Genomic DNA, 17,232 nt, shown 5'->3' with positions numbered 1-17,232 from the left:
CCGAAGAAAATGACAATTCCTGAGTTGGTGAATCCAGCGCGCAAGGACCGGGTTGCGGCGACTCCGAACGGGTCGACCCCGAAAGCGCCGGCACGTTTGCGGTGAGTCGGTGCCGTAACGGTGCAACGATTTCGTGGCGGTCTCCAGGAAAGCAGCAGCAAGATCGTGGATGGCGTGGCAGGCCTGGTGCGCCCGGGGGCGGCCCCCTAGAAACGTTGGGACCCGAGACTGCGCAAGCGGTCGCTTCGCCCGCCTGGAGACGAACTCGCGGGCGGGATCCCCGTTTTTTTCAGAGGTGCCGTGGCCCGCGCAGTTCAGCGGGGGAAAACCGACTCCAACACCGGCGGCCGGTGTGGCTGGCCCGCCGGCGGGTTGGGGCGAGAGAAACGGATGGCGGTGACCTGATCTGGGGTCGTCTGCCTCAGAGCGCCACCGGGTCCGCGGGACCTTGCGACGAACGGGCCGCTGCCCACAGCGCTTGCACAGGCGACGGGTCGGGCCTAGGTTGCTGCAAACCTTTTAAAAGCCGTTCGTATGAACAGCCCTGAAGTGTCCACGACAGCCGAGGGCAGCCGCAGCCGACCCGCAGGGGTGGCCGACGTGAGTCTGGCCAGCCTGTTGGATCGCCACACGGTCCCGGGGACCTTGTGGCGGCGGGAGGACGGGAAGATTCGGTGTGTCGCCTGCGGGCACCGCTGCCTGCTGGCGCCGGGCCGCCGCGGGATCTGCAAGGTGCGCTTCAATCAGGATGGCGAGTTGCGGGTGCCCTTCGGGTATGTGGCCGGGGTGGCCAGCGATCCGATCGAAAAAAAGCCCTTCTTCCATGTGCTGCCGGGGACGGATGCCCTCACGTTCGGCATGTTGGGATGCGACTTTCATTGCGCCTATTGTCAGAACTGGATTACGAGCCAGGCACTGCGGGACCCGGTGGCGCAGGCACCGATTCAAGTGGTGACGCCGGAGCAACTGGTGGCGGCCGCGGAACGGACCGGGGCGCGGTCCGTGATCTCGAGTTACAACGAGCCGTTGATCACCGCGGAGTGGGCAGTGGCCGTGTTTCAGCAGGCGACAGCCCGGGGGCTGATCTGCGGGTTTGTATCGAACGGCAACGCGACGCCGGAGGCGCTGGATTTTTTGCAACCCTGGATCCGGTGTTACAAGGTGGATTTGAAGACGTTCGACGATCGGAAATACCGCTCGCTGGGAGGCACGCTGGGGCACGTGTTGGAAACCATTCGACAAGTGCATGCGCGCGGGCTGTGGCTCGAGGTGGTGACCCTGGTGGTGCCGGGGTGGAACGACAGCGAGTCGGAGCTTCGTGACATTGCGCGCTTTCTGGTGTCGGTGAGTCCCGACATTCCGTGGCACGTGACCGCGTTTCATCCGGATTATCGCATGACCGAGCCGCGGGCCACGACGGCGGAGGATTTGGTGCGGGCGGCGGAGATTGGGGCTGCCGAGGGACTTCGCTTCGTGTATGCCGGCAACCTGCCCGGCCGGGTCGGGCCCTGGGAAGACACGCGTTGTCCGGACTGCGGTCGGACGGTGGTGGCTCGGGTGGGGTATACGGTCCGCCGATACGAGGTGCGACCGGACGGCACCTGTCCCGGCTGCGGCCGTGCACTGCCCGGCCTGTGGCACCGGGAGGTCGAGCCCGTGGTTTCGGCGGGCTGGCGGGTGCCGCGGGCGGTTCGATTATGACCGTGCAGGGCCCCGCGGGGGCACGGGTTCGCAGCGCCAGTCCCCCGGGCTGCGAATGTGCCCGACCTCCGGGCCCCGGGGATTTTCAGGATGGGGCGGGTCAGTTGCGGCCCGGAGTGATGCGAGTAGGTTGGCCCAAGGGTTTCATGGTCAACGGATCGCGCAGCGGCAACTCGGTAATGCCGCCAGGGGAAAGGTCGAAGAGGCTCACGGCGTGGTCGGGATGGCCCTGCAGGATTTCCTCCTTGTTGCCGACGATGAGGATGACCAGCCGGTCCAGGGGCAGGTGCGCCCGGGCTACGCGGAGCACGTCCTGTCGTGTGACGGCCTCGACGCGGGGACGAAAGCGTTTCCAATAATCGGGCTCCCGCTGGTAGCGTCCGGTCAATTCGTCCTGGGCGAAGACATTGGCCACCTGAGCCTTCGTAGCGAAGCGGCGCGGGAAGGTGTCGATGAAGGCCCGTTGCGCAGTGCGGAGTTCCTCCTCGGAGACGGGTTCCCGGGCGATCCGGCGCATTTCTTCGATCACCAGAGAAGTGGCATAGGCCACGGTCCGGGACTTGGTTTGGAACCCGGCGCGGAAGGGCTGCGGAAAGTAGATGCCCCCCGGCAGGCTGGATCCGGCGGCGTAGGCCAGGCCTTCGTCCGAGCGCACGCGGTTGACAATGCGCGAGGTGAACCCGCCGCCGCCGAGGATGTCGTTCATGATCATGAGCGGGAAAAAGTCGGGATGATCCCGGAGGACGCCCGGTAGCAGGAGGGAGACCCGGCCCTGCGGGATGTCCTTGGAAACAAGGTAAATCCCGGGAGACGCAAAGGAGGCGTTGGTGGGGATGGGCGGGGGTGGCTCCCCTTGGAACGGCCAGTCGGCGAAGAGTTGCTCCAGCTTGGCGATGAACGCTTCGCGGTCGAAATCGCCGCTGGCCGCAATGATGAAGTTGGAGGGCCAGAACCACCGGCGGTGAAAGGCGATCAAATCGTCGCGCTGGATGCGGTCGATGGAGGCCGCGGTGGGATGCCGATTGAGCCAGAAGGACTCCCCGTAGGCGAGAAAGCCGATCTCGCGTTGTTCGATGGCCGCGGGGTGATCGTTGCGCTCCTTCATCGTTTGCAGCAATTGTTGCTTGCGCAAAACCAGTTTGTCCTCTTGGAAGCGGGGCCAGGCGAGGACCTCCCGCAGGATGGCAAGTCCCTCGTCCAGATCCTTGGACAGCCAGTTGAGACTGACCGACCCCTGCGTGTCGCCCACACTGGCGTTCAACAGGGCCGCCAGGAACGCCAGCCGTTCCTCCAACTCATCCGCGGCCCGGGACCGCGTGCCCCCTCGGGCCAGCAAATAGCCGGTCAGATCCGCCAACCCCTCTTGTCCGGGCGGATCCAGATACGCACCCGCGCGGACGAAAACCACCAGGTTGACCAACGGCAGTTCGCGGTCCGGCACGACGTATGCCACGGGTCCGGAGCGCAGGGGAACCCGATACCGGGCCGGGTCTGGCGGCTCGTACACCAGGGGTGGGAACTGCAGTTGCTCGGGGCGGTCGGGGATCGGGCTGCCGGGGCCGGGGGACTGCGCGAGCGCGCAGAACCAGGGCACGACTCCGAGGATCCAAACCCACATGGCGCCCCGCGACCATTCGGGTGCAAAAAGCCGACGCGCGGTGTCCCGGAATCTTCGCAATGGACACCGGGACCGGGCAAAGATGCAAGGAGCAGGCTTCGAGGTCATGGTTGTGCAGGACCGGCTGAGGCGGAGTTCGAAGAGGCCGGTTTTCGCGTGTAGATCGCCACGGCCCGGGCTTCTTTCGTAAAATACTTGCGCGCGACGCGCTGGATGTCTTCCGCGGTCACGGCCTGATATCTGGGCCCGGCTTCATTGATCTCCCGCCAGTTGCCCAGTCCGTCATAGATCAGCAACTGAACGAGAATGGCGAAGTTCGAGGTGAGCTTGCGGTACTCGGCGGCGGCGAAGTTGTTCTTCACCTTCTGAAGTTCTTCCGGCGGGACCGGTTCGTTTTGCAGCCGTTCCAGCTCTTCGTAGATCGCCTTTTCGACGGTTTCCGGGGGATGCGGTTCGCGTGCCTCGGCCTCGATGAAAAAGTTTCCGGCCCACTTCTGGGAGTTCTGGGAGGCGCTGACCCGGGTGGCGACCTGCCGCCCGAGCACGAGACCTTTGTAGAGACGCCCCGTGCGGTGCGAAAGCAGCTCGGCCAACAACGCCAGAGGATACGAATCGCGGTGACCGAACGGGACCGTCAGCCATGCGATCTGGACCTGGGGATTGGCCTCGGCCTCGGCATACATGCGACGTTCGGCCACGGGCGGGACCTCCAGCGTGACAACTTCCGGCGGCAGGCGCGGTCCGGGCGGGATGCGACCAAAGTAGCGTTCGGCCAGGGCCACCGCGCGGGTCGGTTCGAAATCGCCCACCAGCACCAGGGTGATGTTCTGCGGAATGTAGTAGGTGGCATAAAACTCATCGGCCTGCGCCTTGGTAATGGCCGGGATGTCCGAGGGCCAGCCCACGACCGGCCAGTGATACGGGTGCGACTGCCAGAACATCGCATTGAACGCTTCTTCGAAACGTCCCAGGGGAGTGGATTCCGTGCGCAGGCGGCGTTCCTCGAACACCACATCCCGTTCCGCATAGAACTCACGGAACACGGGTCGGTACAGGCGTTCCGACTCCATCCACATCCACAGCTCCAGCTTGTTGGCCGGCACCGTAATGAAATAGGCGGTAAGATCTTCCGTGGTGAACGCGTTCATTCCGGAAGCACCGGCGGCGGTGTAAATGCGATCGAACTCGTTTTTCACCAGCAACTGTCGCTGCTCCTCCACCAGCTTCTGGAACGCCGCCTCCAATTCGCGCAGCCGGGGGGTTCGATGTTCCGGTTTTTGCCAGTCGTCGATTTCGCCGCGGCGCCAGGCTGCACGCAACAGGGCTTCTTCCTTTCGGATCTCCTCTCGCAGGCGCTCCTGTTCTTCGATGATCTGCAGGTCGCGTTCCGGATCCCGCGTCCCGATGGTGCGCGTGCCCTTGAACATCATGTGTTCGAAGAGATGGGTGATGCCGGTCATCCCGGGCCGTTCATTGGCACTGCCCACGTGCGCCACCCAGCCCCCGGCAATGGAGGGTTCATCGTGACGTTCGACCAGCAGCATGCGCATGCCGTTGGAAAGGGTGACTTCGACCACGGGCACGTGCTGGGCGAAGCCCGCGGACAGGGTTGCTCCCCAGAACAGGACCAGCCACCACAGCGGCGGCCCCGGCGGGCGAGGGCGAAGCCTTGGTTGACACTCTTTGTTGTGCACGGCAGCGAGCTTAAGGACCGACGGCTTGCGCGCAACAGGGAAACCCGCCGCGCCCTGAAAGGGCGCAACTCGAGGACCCCCATCGCCATGGTCGTGCCCGCTACCCTTGCATTCCACCCTTCTAGGGCAGGATGAATTCCGTGGACCCGGTCACCCAGGGCGTTGCCCCGGGTCAGGGAATCGCCGCTCCGTCGGGGCGGACACACGGCGCGCCGAAGTCGGAGCCAATCATTCGGTATCGGCGAATCGGATTCTGTCCAAACAGCTGGCTCGGGCCGGTTCATCCATGTCCCATTGGGGGCGAACCCGGGGCGCGCGGGGGGCGCGAGCCCTTTCCGCCCCTGGATGGGGTTGGCGGGGACGAATCTGCATGGGGCTGCTTGGGAGGATTGTCGCTTGGAACGATGGCGCTGCCAGGGCCCTCCGGCGCCCCACGTGTGCCGTCCGGCGCATTTCGGATTTGGACCCCCACCGATGGCCGGGGGATGGCGGCTCTCCTCGGCCCGAGAGAGCCGGGAAAAGGGCGTTTCCTCGAATCCCGGGCTCGAAAACGGAAAGGCCTCCGAGGCTCTGGGGGCGAAATCCGCGTTGCACGCAGCTGGGGAGCCGTGCCACTATACGTCCAGAGGTCGGAGCGTAGCTCAGCTTGGTAGAGCACCAGCTTTGGGAGCTGGCCGTCGCAGGTTCAAATCCTGTCGCTCCGACCAGTTCGTTTTCGAGCCATCGTGCACTTGCCCTCGGGGGGCGGCTTCGCGCAAGATGCGGGCCCGTGAACGCGGTGTTCGACCGTAAGCATGTGCGTGCCGCATGGAGCGGCTCCGGTCCGGTGTTCTCTCGAAGCACTCTGGTCCCCGTGGCGGGGGCACGTTTCGACCCCGACCCCACTGCGGCCCCATTCACCCGCCCGCGCGGTCGCGGAATCCCACGGCGAATGTGGATTGGATGCACCCTGGGGCTCCTTTGCATTTGGGCCACCCTCGCCCCGGCCCAGGAGTGGACCCCGCTTTTCAACGGCCGCGACCTGGCCGGTTGGAAGGTGCCGAATCCGAACCCCTTTTGGCGCGTGGTGGACGGCGTTCTGGTCGGGCAGAACGATCCGGCCCTCAAGGGGAACGTGTTGTGGACGGAGAAGGAGTACCGCGATTTCGAGCTGGAGTTCGAGGCCCGCTGGGACGGGGAGATTGACAGCGGGGTGATGTTGCGCAAGCCGGAGCTGCAGTTGCAGATCGGCGTCTCGCGCACCTTGAAACGCGACATGACCGGTTCCTTTTACACGGGGGGCAGCGAGCGCTACCCCGAGGCCGGCCAGGCCAAAGAAGCGGACAAGGTCCTCAAGCCCGGACAGTGGAACGCCTTCCGTTTGCAGGCGCGGGGCAACACGTTCACCGTTTGGATCAACGGCCGACAAATGGTGGAATACACGGACGGTCGGTTCGCCGACCCGGGGCCCATCGGGTTGCAGATCCATGCGGGCGTGGACATGCGCATCGAGTTTCGCAACCTGCGCATTCGGGAGCTCCCCGCGGCGGCGCCGTCCGGCTCCTGAACCGCCGCCCGGCGACAAATCCTCCGAGTTGACCCGCGGCTGCGGCCCCGCGGAGGGTGGGTTCGAGCTGCCTCACCTGAGCCATCGCAGCCGGAAGAATGCGGCGCCCGAGGTCCCCCCCGGACCGGGCACGGGCCAGGAGGTTTGATACTCGCCGGCCTCCACAGTTGCCACGGATTCCCAGGGCCCCTGGGGCGTGGAGGCACTCAACAGCTCGTAGCGTTGGCCGGGTGCGCTGTTCCAGCTCAATTGCCACCGCGGTCCCGGAACACCACTCCATCGCAGCGTGGGCGGGGCCACACGTGGCACCACGGCCTGGTCGAACACCACGCCAAAACGGTCCCGGGCCACGATGCGGAGTTCGTCCCCGACCACTTCGCACTCCAGATGATGAAAGCGCGCCTGAAAGAACTGGCTGAGCCGATCGCGCTCGGTCAAACCGTAGAGCACGTAGCCGCCGCCGCCGGAGACGAAAAAGTGGACACTTTGGACAGGGCCCAACCGTTCGTAGCTGTGATCGTGGCCGCTGAAAACCACCTGCACTCCAAAGCGTGTCAACAGGGGCAGCAACCACGCCTGCAGTTCCAAGCGGTCCTCCACGCCGTTGAAATTGAAATCGTCGAATCGGTGTCCGCCGGAGTGGAACAGCGGACTGTGCAGAAACACCACCCGCCAGGGCCGATCCGTCCGGGCCAGATCGTTGCTCAGCCAGAGCCATTGGGCACTCCCCGGCTCGATCGAGAACGCGGCGTGATCGCGAAAGGGCGTCAGCGTGGGCACAAACAGCGAAACGAAATGCGCGTCCCCGTAATCGAACGAGTAGAAATGCGACGTGCCCGTTACCTCGTTGGTGGGAAGCGACCAGGCTTCCCAGTAGGGCGTCAGCAGTTCCGGGCCATAAAGCTCATGATTGCCCACCGTGGGATACCAGGGGATGCGCCGCATCATCGGCGCGTACACGCTGAGACAACGCAGGTCGGCCAGTGCCCTCGTAAAGGCCGGATACCCCAAATCCCCCGTGTGCAACACCAAATCCACCGCGGCCGTGGCCAGACACGAGGCCACCTGCAACTGCGGCAGTGCGCCCGAGCCCGTGTCGCCCACGACGGCGAACCGTACCGGTCCCGAAAGAGGTGCCGTGCGGAACGACGCGGTCGGCGACACGGCCTCGTCATTTCCGGCTCGGACGCGTACGCGATAGAAGCACTCCGCACCGGCCGGCAGATTTGTCAGCCAAATGCGGTGCGCCATCTGCAGCTCGGGCTGTTCCACCCTCCAGGGCATGTCGGGGCCGGGGCCATACTCCACCACGGCAGTGGCAGGGACGACGGTGCGCCAGAGCAGATGCGCCCGATGCGGTTCGACCTGCTGCACGTAGGGGCCCCGCGAGAAATTCGCCCGCAGCTCGGCAACCAGGGCCAGGGCCGGGGCGGGCTGCATATAAGCGTGCACCTGGATGGCCAGCACGTTGGTGCCGGCGACCAACGTCGTTCGCGCCTCCGTCAGATCCCATTCCTCCGTGGCGTGCCGGCCCCGGAACGGCACGAGCTCGTCCCATGCGGGCGGTTCGCTCACCGGACCTCGTCGGGCCACCTCGCGACCGTTGAGCCACGCCACAAACCCGCTGTGGTAATCCAGACGCAGCAACAGCCACCGCACGGCGGCCGGATCGTCCAGCACAAAGCGCGTCCGAAAACAGGCGGAGACCAGGTTGGTTCCCGGGAGTACCGTGGCTTCGTCGCCTAGGCCGGTGCCGAAACCGGACGGGCCCGCCGGCCAGGCGGAATCATCGAAGTCCGCCGCCATCCAACGCTCCGGCGGGCCGGAGTCCCCCATCCGGTTGACCCAGAAACGCCACACCCCGCCCACCGGCACCAACACGGGATCGACAACGGGCGACCGGGCAACGGTTGCCAGGGGCACGACCCCGCCCGCGAGCCACGCGCAAAACGCCATTTGCCGCGTCCAACCGCGGAGGAACTCGCCCGCTCTCATGCGACTGAATTTGCGAAGAGCCGTGTCCACTCACAAGCGGACTCGATGGCCGGCGGGTCGCAACGCCCCGTTGGCTGTTGGAAGGGCGGAGCAGTTCGCCAGCCAGGCATCGAAGCGGCTGAAACGGAATGCCGATCCCCTTCCCCGGAAAGGCACAATTCGCGATGCATCCAGGTCGAGCTCAGGACCGGAGCACTTCCGCCAGTGGGCTGCGCTTGGTTTGCCGTTCTCTTATAGGTCCGCCGCCGCGGGCGCCGGGGTCAGGGCAGGTGTGCCGAATCCTTGCCCGGAAAACGACCTGCTCCGATTCCGCGTTGGCCCGGTTGTCACCTGCCCGCGGGAAACGTGGCGCCGGACACGCCCCCAGCGCCCCGGAGGCCGCGATTCAGGGGCAGTGCGGAAACACAGGCTGATTCGTCCCCGGCTCCGCCTTCAGCAGTGCGGTCGGTGTCCGACGAACGCAGAGCCTGGCTTTGCGGGGCCCGATATACGCGGCTCTTGGAAGTTAAAAGCCCCGCTGTCGACCTTGGCGATGGTCCCATGGGCAGAACTCCGGCCGCGATTGGTTACCCGGGCCCCTCCTAATGGGGTAAAAACCTTCTTGTGCAAAGAAGGCCTTGCAAATCCGCCCCTCGAACGCCGCACAACGGCCCTTTCCCAACAGACAGCGAACCGTTTGCTGAATCCTGTGTTCCCTCGAAACACGATCCCCGTGAATCAAAAACCTCGGAGGCTGCCTTTCGAAAGGGAGCCCCGTTTTCACCAGCCTGATGGCGTTCCAATCCACCAGGGTCAATCTCCCGTGCGAGCGTTTCGACAACCTGGCATGCCCGGGGTTGGGGTGCGCGGTCGGACCGATGGAGGCCGGTTTTGTTTCCTTCGCGCCAGGGAGCAGCGGCTGATGGCTGCAAGGTGAGCCGACGCGTCCGAGGGGAAAGACCGAAAAACGGGACGCTACAACCTTGCCGGGCATGGGTTGCGCGAGCTCATGGCCTTCGACAAGCTTTGCCCGGTGGATAGTCTCGCCAAAACTAACATCGAATCCCGTGAATCGATGCAACAGGCCATGTAACCCGATCGAAGACGACAATGTGGCCGCGATTCTCATCCGATGCTTGCGGGCCGAGAAGGGGCAAGATGCGCGACACGAGCGCTGTGCTGCATTGGGTTGACCGGCTCGTCGTCATCAAGTCCTGCAAGCTTCAGTGGGCATGCCAATGCGCCATGGATGCCCGGCGGCACGGAGGCAGCGCATCCGTTCAGCGTCCGCCGGAGAGTCGTTTCCGTACACGGTGCGGCAGATTGGCCGGCAGACCGGCGGCACAGGTGATGCTGCGTAAACAACTGCTCAACAATGGATTGGCGTCTTGACCAGACAGCCTTGGCTCGGAGGATCGCCATGGTTGACTGTCGGTGTACCATCCGCAGACGAAAGTCGTGGCAACGTCGAGCGAGGCGCGTTGCGGCGATGGTACTGGTAAGTCGCCACAAGCATGCAGTCGGCATGGGCGGGGTATAAAGCCGAAGGCGGGTTTGTGTATCGCAACTTTGTTTCAGCCTCGGAAGAGCACTTCCGCTTTGAAGTTCGGGGCGGAAAGAACGGATGGTTGATCATAACGAGACGGGATGGCGTCTTTCGCCAGTTCGGTCATCACGAAGTGGGTGGTGACGGTACCAACCTCTTTCGTGTTCTTTATTTGAATTCTGAGCCCTCCGAAACGGCCCGTGCGCCGACCAACCATGCCTTTGTGAACGGCTTGGTAACGCAGGGCATAGTGCCACAACCAGACCCTTCCCACGCCCGGTTTGTGTGGTTGGCGTTGGTTGCAGTGCCATCGCGCCGATGGTCGAATTCACTGCCGTGCCGTCTTTTCTACGACGGGCTTTCCCCTACTTGCACACTGCCGGCGAGGGTTTTGGAACGGGACGAATCGGGAAGGGGCGTCAAAACGATGCTGGTTCTCAATCGGGGCCTCATGGATCGTATCGATGGAGAGCCACTCCCGCTGCAGCCCCCATACGATGAGGGATACAAATTGTTCGAATACCGAGCGCACGCCACTGGGACTCTAGATGGTTTCTGCATCCCTCTGTCATGGGAACTGAAGCACTTCATCGCCAAAGCGGTCGGCGGCGTGGACTCTGAGGATCTGGATCCCGTTTGCGCGGTCGAGTTGCGGGTGGACACCGTCTCCTCGATTTCCGACAAGGTTGCTGTGGTGCCCCGATTGAAGATACAGCATTGATCTTTGATTCACGGAGACCTGATCCAATGGAGGTTCGCGAAGGGCATCTTTCGTTCAGGGGCTGGATTGATCTCCCTCCGCCCCGGTCGAAAAGGCGCGAGGGCTGCAAAAGCGAGCTTCGCAGGGGTCTCCCATGGTGCGATACGTAGTCCTCGGGGCGATGGCAGTGTTGAGCACCGCTGTCCTGTGGGCATGGGTAAAGAAACGGCAACAGGTCTTGAACCATGGCGCGAAGACGCAGGATTCTTGAGCCGAATGCAAGCCGGGCGGGTGAGGCACGGTTTTGTTCTTCGGTTGCCCATTGTGCCGGAACGGATTGGGGCTCGCCGGAATTGCTCGGGTGAGGACGAGCCCACGGCGGGGGCTGCTCGTTTCACCGGCTCCGCTTGTGCCTGGAGATTCGGTATCCCCGGGCTTTCAGAATGTCTCGGACCTCGGCGCCGCTCCCTGAGAGGCTAGCTGCGGTGCGCGCGCAACGCGGGATTACGCGATGGCGGCTGCGGGGGTTTCTCTGCAGCGTCCCGCCCCGCCAAGGAACCGGGGGGGGGAACGTTTCTTTCATCGATAGAGCGACAGCCCCACGCGGAACATTTCCGTGCGTTCGCGGTAGTCCAGAAGGCTCTCTCCGTATCCCGTGAAATACTGGGCATGCAAATACAGGCTGAGGCTGCCGGTCAGCACGCGCATCATGGGATACGTCAGGTCCAGTTGCAGACTGCCACGGTTGGCGTCATCGCCGAGGCGGCCCAGCGCGGAGATCTGCAGGCCGCGCGGCCAGCCCAGGACCAGGCGGAGATCCGCATATCCGCGGTAATCCGCCAGATCCGGATTCTCCTCCAGCCCACCCACGTACACCCACAGTCGCGGCTGGATCTTGAGTTGGAGGGCATCCGGCGGCCCCAGGGTCAACGAGGGACGAAGATAGGCGATGTTGAGACTGCGCGAGTCCGCCCCGGCTTTGCCGTTGGATTCGTGTTGCACGCCGCCCTGCAGGTCCAGGCGCATCCAGCCCTCTGCCCCTCGAACAGGCCCCACATCGTCCCAGCTCCAGAGCACCTCGGGCTTGTAACTGCTGTCGAAGAACGGCTTGGACTCGCTGTTCCAGTCCCACAGCGAGGTTTGCGTGTAGGCCAGGTGGAGTCCCTGCAACAAGGGCAGACGGGCGGCCAGTGGACCCTCTTCGTTGAGGACCCGATATTTGAAGCTGATCTGGAACTTGGCATTGGGCGACTCAGTGCCGGCGATGAAATAGAAGGGTTCATGCGCGAAGAAGTGCTCCTTGAAAAAGCGGCCCGGCTCCAGGGCGGTGCCCGCGGCCTCGGGATCCGCATCCCGCAACCAACGCGGCCAGGGTGAATCTTGTGGGGGAGGGGCGGACGCGGGCGCGATCACGGTGAGCCCGACCCGGGGCAGGTGAGGCCACGACCACTCCACCATGCCCGTGCCGCGCACTCCGGCGGGAACGACCACCCGATAACGCCGCAGTGCGAAGGAACCCTCTGACAGCGAGGCTTGACGACCCCGGTCCTGCTCCTCGACCTCGGCCACCAGCTCCCACTGCCGAACGTCCAGCTCCAGTCGGCCGATCAACTTCGCGGGAAAGGCGCAGGCGACTGGCGTGGGCGCCGGATTTAAGGCTGCCAGGGTAAACGCGAACGATTCTCCGGCAGCGACCCGGGCCGGCCAGTCCACGAGCGTCCAAGTTACGGAAGCAGGGCCGGATTCGTTCTGCGCCCCGACAAAGAAAGCACCGAGGAGCATGGACGCCATCCATGCCGTTCTGCAGCGAAACGTCTTTACGTGCATGCCGGGCACCATGCCCCGCAACGCTCGGCCCGTCAAAACACAATCCGTGCATCGGGTGGGCGCACCTCACCCGACGGCAGAGGACCGAGAAGGCTTGCGCACTGTAGGGTGGAACAAGTGCGAGGACCGGACCCGGCTTGAGGACCCCAGATCTCTCGCACAGGGGTTTCAGCCTCGGCGCGGCTGGTCCCGGAGCTGCAGATCGTGCCCATGGGTGCCCCACGGGGACTCGCCGCACCTCTCATCTCGGCCTTTCGGAGTCGGGCCGGAACCGTTGCCATCATTCAGGCTTCGATGGTGAATGTGGTTGCAAGGGCAAGTGCGGGGCCTGGTACAAACGCGGGCCGCAGGAGCGAGCGACGGGCCTCGTCAAGGTGGCCATTTGTACTCCCGACTTGGCCGGGAAGTGCGGGTTCTTCCCCGCCGACGCTGGTTTTGGACGGAAGCAGGCGCGGGATCAAAAAAGGCGTCACGGGATTGAATCTGACGAGATTTCGACCAGGCACTCCGCGAGTGCGTCCAACTCGGCCGGCGGCGATGGATCCGAAGGTCCGGAGGTATAACGGTTCAGCAAGAGGCAAAACACGAGAGGCGATCCCGTCGGGGGGTTGACGTAGCCGGCCAGCCCGTGCGCCCACCGCAACGTACCTGTCTTGGCGCGGACCCGACCTTCTGCAGGGCTCCCTTTCATCCGCCCGGCCAGAGTGCCGTCCACACCGGCCACGGGCAGGCCGGATTCAAATGTCTTGCCCGCGGGATGCCGGCGCATGGCTCGCAGGAGGGCCACCACGGCACGAGGAGTTACGAGATTGTTCCGCGAAAGGCCCGAGCCTTCCTCCAGGTGCACCTCATCGGCCGGGATCCCCAGAGTTGTCAGAAACCTCGAGAGTTGCGCCTGGGCAACCTCGTCCGGGGTCGAACCAGGGCGGGCCTGCGAGCCCTCGCACTTCAAGCCCACGGCTGTCCACAGGAGCGCCGCATGCACATTGCGCGAGTCTTTCAGCATGGTCCGGACCAAAGCCTCCAGAGGCGCCGATTCGGTGCGACCCAGTTCCACAAGCTCCGCATCCGGAACGACGTGATGCGTCGACAAGGGGTCCCTGTGGACGTCCAAGGGTCCGGCCACGCGGATGCCCTCTTGTTCGAGCGCCTGCCGGAACAGCTCCAGAAACAGGTACGCCGGATCCGGCACGGCCACGTCCGTTTCCCAGCCGGGATCGTCGGAGGGCAGACAGCCTGTGACATGCAGCGTGGGCCGCCCCGCCATGCGTCGCAGAGCGATCTTACGAGGCCCTCCAAGATCTACGGTCCGGGTCGCGTTTTGGATTTGAAGTCCCCCGGAAACCGGATGCAAACGAATGTCACAAGGTTTTCCGGGCCCGGCTCCCGGACGGACCCGGACTCGGACCTTGCCTTCGTTGGCCATTAGGCCGGACAGCGCGGCTCCGTAACCGTGAATCAGATCTTCCCAGGTCCAACCCGGCCCGAAACGCGGGCCGCCTGCGGGCGAGGAGGCGCGGTCAAATCCGTCCACCGCGACGATGCCTCCGCACAGTTCGCGGATACCGGCTTCGCGGAGGATCTCGACCAGAGGTTGAAAGGATCGCAACGGGTTCGGGGCTTCCTCCTCCCAGACGAAACCCGGGTCGCCGTGGCCCTCCACTATCAGCGGCCCGGCCAGCACCCCTTGAGCCAACCGCGCCCGCTCGCAGCGGAGGATCGTGGAGAAACGATGCGCGGGACCGAGTCGGTCCAGGGCCAGGGCGGCGGTGAACAGCTTGGTGATCGACGCAGGACTGAACAGCTGGTTGGCGTTGTGCTCGAAGACGGTTGTTCCGGAATCCAGACGCTGAACGCAAACGCCCCACTGGGCATGGGCAAAGCGCGGGTCTGCCAAGCGGGCACGCAGTTTCTCGACGAGCTCGGCCTTTGGTGGCTTCGCAGGGGTGATCCGGTTCGTTGTTTGCGGAGCTGCCGGGTGCGGTATCCCGCATGCCAGTAGCAGCCCCAGATATACGGTCGGGCCGATCCTCGCGAAGCGTTTCATCGTTCCTGCCGGCAACTTACCGGAACGGACGGCGATGCTCGAGCCTCATGCTTCCGCCGGTGGGGGCGCGAAGGCAAAAGAGTTGCCGGGAGGGCTGGACCGACGGGGAAGGCTGCTGCTTTCGCAAATGGAGCCGACGGCCGGGGGGCGAATCCGTGAGAACCGGGCCGAGGACGCATTCGATCGCTCGGGTTGCGGTCCGTTCTAAATGGCCCAGCCTTCGCGGGCGGGTGGGGCCACCCATGCCCGAGCCCGGGCTGATCCCCGCAACTGCAGCGTGGCGCTGTCCCATTCCAGAGGCTCGCCCGTGAGTACGGCGAGATTGCCCAAACAGAGCGCCTCGGTCACGCGGGCGCTGAACTCGAAATTCGCCCCGGTGCGTTTGCGCCGATCCAGAATGGCCTCGACCCACTCGCGCTCGTTGCCGGGCGAGCGGGGCAGCGTCCGGGGCGGCTCCCGGAACGACTGCCGGCGCGAGGCGGGCAACAACCGGGGACGTCCTCCGACAAAATCGCACAAGATGGAGCCTTCCTCGCCCACGAAAAGCAGCCCTTCCGCCTCCCAGGTTTGTCCCGCATCGAGCTCGGGCCGGCGCCAGGGGCGCAACCCACCGTCGAACCAGTGGAAAGTGACCGGAGAGCCATTCCCCCGGGCGGCCAGTTGCAGGGTCACCAGAGAAGCCTGGGGAAAGCTGGCCTCGTAGCGGTGTGTGAAGCTGGCCTCGGCGCGCAACGGCCCGCTCAACTCCAGCACCCGGTAGACCGTATCCAGGCTGTAACAGCCCATGTCTCCAAGGGCGCCGCACCCGAAGTCCACCCAGCCCCGCCATACGAACGGCAGGTAAGCGGGATGATAGGGACGCCATGCGGCGGGCCCCAGCCAGAGGTCCCAGTTCAGTTCCCGTGGAATCGGAGGGGCGTCCCGGGGAACCGGGATCCCTTGTGGCCATAGCGGGCGTGTGGACCAGTTGAGCACTTCGCGAACCCGTCCGATCGCCCCGGCCGCCACCCACTCTTGCAACCGCCGGGTATCTTCGGAAGCCTGGGGACCGACCGCCACTTGAGTTACCACGCCCGTTTCCCGCGCCACCTCCGCCATCCTTCGCGCCTCATGCAACGTGCGCGCCATGGGTTTCTGGCAGAACACATGCTTGCCGGCGCGCATGGCCGCCACGGACACCACGGCATGCAGGTGATCCGGCGTACCCACCACCACGGCGTCGAGGTCCTTTACGGCAGCCAACAACTCCCGAAAGTCGGCAAAACTGGCGCAACTTCGGGAGGAGACGAGGCCCTGACGTTTGGCATTCCATGCCTCCACGATTCGGCGGGCGGGTTCCCGACCGCAGACTCCGGCGGGCACCCGCAAGGTTGGCGTCAATTCCAGCAAGGGTTCGTTGGGGCTGAGCCACTGCCAGCCGGTCCCGGTCTCCAGGAGTTTATGGACGGCATCCGCGAACTCGTTCGGCGCCCACTGGTGGTAGTTGGAGGCCGATTCCACCGCGTCGCACACGGCCACGGCCTGTACCTCGGGCATCCGCAGAAACTGAAGCATCACCCGCAACCCCTGCGATCCGGTTCCGATGAAGGCCATGGTGATGCGACTGTTCGGCGCAGTATGTCCGTTTCGTCCCAGAACAGCCGCCGGGACGATGTTCAGGCCCGCCAGGGATGCGGCGCTGGCGACGAGGAATCGACGGCGGCTGCACGCCCCTCCGGAGAGGTGTTTGGAAGAAGGTCGAGGTTTCATACTGGCGCCGTCGAGCCTAGGCTCAAGCCCCGCGGCTGCCAATCCCGCAGTTGCTGCGGCCGCCGCGGCCCGGCCGCTGATGCAACTCGCAGTGTTGGGAGTCAGCACGAAAAGACTTGAAAAGATCCCGCAGCCAAGCTGCCGCTGTTCGGATCCACGCACGCGGGAGGCGTTGCAGCTCGTCAACGGCCCGCTTTCACCCCGCTTGTGCAGGGCACGCGCATGCTGTCGTCGGCCGCAAGAGTCCATCGGATTGGTTGTCCGGTGGAGGCCAGTCCCCTGCACGGTCATTCACCGCAAGCAGGAAGAGGGTGCATCGGACTTCCGCGATATGCGCCTCGGAACTCCGGGAGCTGCATGTCGGAAGCTCCGGGCAATGCCGATGGCAGCAGTCTTCGCTTGGCACAGGGGCGGATCCCCCAGTGCCGCGATGTATTGAGCGCGCAATTCGAGCGTGCGAAAGACCCTGATCCTGTGTCGCGAACCGGGCCTTTCCGGACAGGGCCGCGTCTGTGCCCACACGCGGAGGGCTCTGTGCAGGTGGTTGAAAAACCAGCTTCTTCGAAAAGCGGCGCTACAAAAGATGAGCGGATCCTCCGCACTCCACTCGCATTGCCGCGGAGGCGACCCTCCCGGGCGGGTCTGTTCTCCCATCCCTGGTCCGCCGCCGGACAGCGGCGGCTACGACGCCCCCAATCCGGAGGCGCCGACGGAGGTCGCTGCAAAGCCAGAGGATCTGCCCCCGTGTTGCTGCGGCGGTTACCGAACGCGGAAACGGCATCCCTGGGTGTTCCGGCGAATCCTCAGTCAAGTGCCCTGGTGGCGGCGGG

9 protein-coding genes and 1 tRNA gene are annotated in these 17,232 nt (G+C 64.8%); 4 read left to right on the top strand and 6 right to left on the bottom strand.

Annotation, left to right across the window (positions count from 1 at the left end; genetic code table 11):
• Positions 1-534: 534 nt before the first annotated feature.
• On the top strand, positions 535-1,701 hold the full coding sequence (gene amrS / locus ACPDIT_RS02525; protein ID WP_423441254.1) for an AmmeMemoRadiSam system radical SAM enzyme: 1,167 nt from the start codon (positions 535-537) through the stop codon (positions 1,699-1,701).
• 100 nt (positions 1,702-1,801) lie between these two features.
• On the opposite strand, the gene ACPDIT_RS02520 is transcribed toward amrS, so the two are convergent.
• Together ACPDIT_RS02520 and ACPDIT_RS02515 are read right to left on the bottom strand one after the other, a co-directional pair.
• Positions 1,802-3,319 (bottom strand): M16 family metallopeptidase, encoded by a 1,518-nt coding sequence (locus ACPDIT_RS02520; RefSeq protein WP_423441253.1) that lies wholly within the window; start codon positions 3,317-3,319, stop codon positions 1,802-1,804.
• 104 nt (positions 3,320-3,423) lie between these two features.
• Positions 3,424-5,013 (bottom strand): M16 family metallopeptidase, encoded by a 1,590-nt coding sequence (locus tag ACPDIT_RS02515; protein ID WP_423441252.1) that lies wholly within the window; start codon positions 5,011-5,013, stop codon positions 3,424-3,426.
• Positions 5,014-5,643: 630 nt separating this feature from the next.
• Between ACPDIT_RS02515 and ACPDIT_RS02510 the strand changes: the two genes are divergently transcribed.
• Positions 5,644-5,720, top strand: a tRNA-Pro gene (locus ACPDIT_RS02510).
• A gap of 224 nt (positions 5,721-5,944) precedes the next feature.
• Complete coding sequence (locus ACPDIT_RS02505; protein WP_423441250.1) at positions 5,945-6,559, top strand: 3-keto-disaccharide hydrolase; 615 nt, start codon at positions 5,945-5,947, stop codon at positions 6,557-6,559.
• A gap of 72 nt (positions 6,560-6,631) precedes the next feature.
• Here ACPDIT_RS02505 and ACPDIT_RS02500 read toward each other — a convergent pair whose 3' ends face one another.
• Entirely contained in the window at positions 6,632-8,554 is a 1,923-nt protein-coding gene (locus ACPDIT_RS02500; RefSeq protein WP_423441248.1) for a metallophosphoesterase, read from the bottom strand.
• Positions 8,555-10,047: 1,493 nt separating this feature from the next.
• On the opposite strand from ACPDIT_RS02500, the gene ACPDIT_RS02495 reads away from it, so the two are divergent.
• Entirely contained in the window at positions 10,048-10,800 is a 753-nt protein-coding gene (locus ACPDIT_RS02495) for a hypothetical protein (protein ID WP_423441246.1), read from the top strand.
• Positions 10,801-11,358: 558 nt separating this feature from the next.
• Here ACPDIT_RS02495 and ACPDIT_RS02490 read toward each other — a convergent pair.
• The 3 genes from ACPDIT_RS02490 to ACPDIT_RS02480 form a co-directional block, all read right to left on the bottom strand.
• Positions 11,359-12,561, bottom strand: coding sequence for a phospholipase A (locus ACPDIT_RS02490; protein ID WP_423441245.1), 1,203 nt, complete (start codon positions 12,559-12,561; stop codon positions 11,359-11,361).
• A 514-nt stretch (positions 12,562-13,075) separates the two neighbouring features.
• The gene (gene dacB, locus ACPDIT_RS02485; protein WP_423441243.1) at positions 13,076-14,653 is read right to left on the bottom strand and encodes a D-alanyl-D-alanine carboxypeptidase/D-alanyl-D-alanine endopeptidase; all 1,578 of its coding nucleotides are present in this window, start codon (positions 14,651-14,653) and stop codon (positions 13,076-13,078) included.
• A gap of 204 nt (positions 14,654-14,857) precedes the next feature.
• Positions 14,858-16,402: a Gfo/Idh/MocA family protein gene (locus tag ACPDIT_RS02480; RefSeq protein ID WP_423441241.1), complete on the bottom strand. Its 1,545-nt coding sequence runs from the start codon at positions 16,400-16,402 to the stop codon at positions 14,858-14,860.
• Positions 16,403-17,232: the final 830 nt, after the last annotated feature.

Source organism: Limisphaera sp. VF-2 (genome assembly GCF_049537125.1).
Taxonomy (GTDB): Bacteria; Verrucomicrobiota; Verrucomicrobiia; order Limisphaerales; family Limisphaeraceae; genus Limisphaera.
Note: the sequence above shows the minus strand (reverse complement) of the source record. Positions and strands in the feature narration are given on the sequence as shown.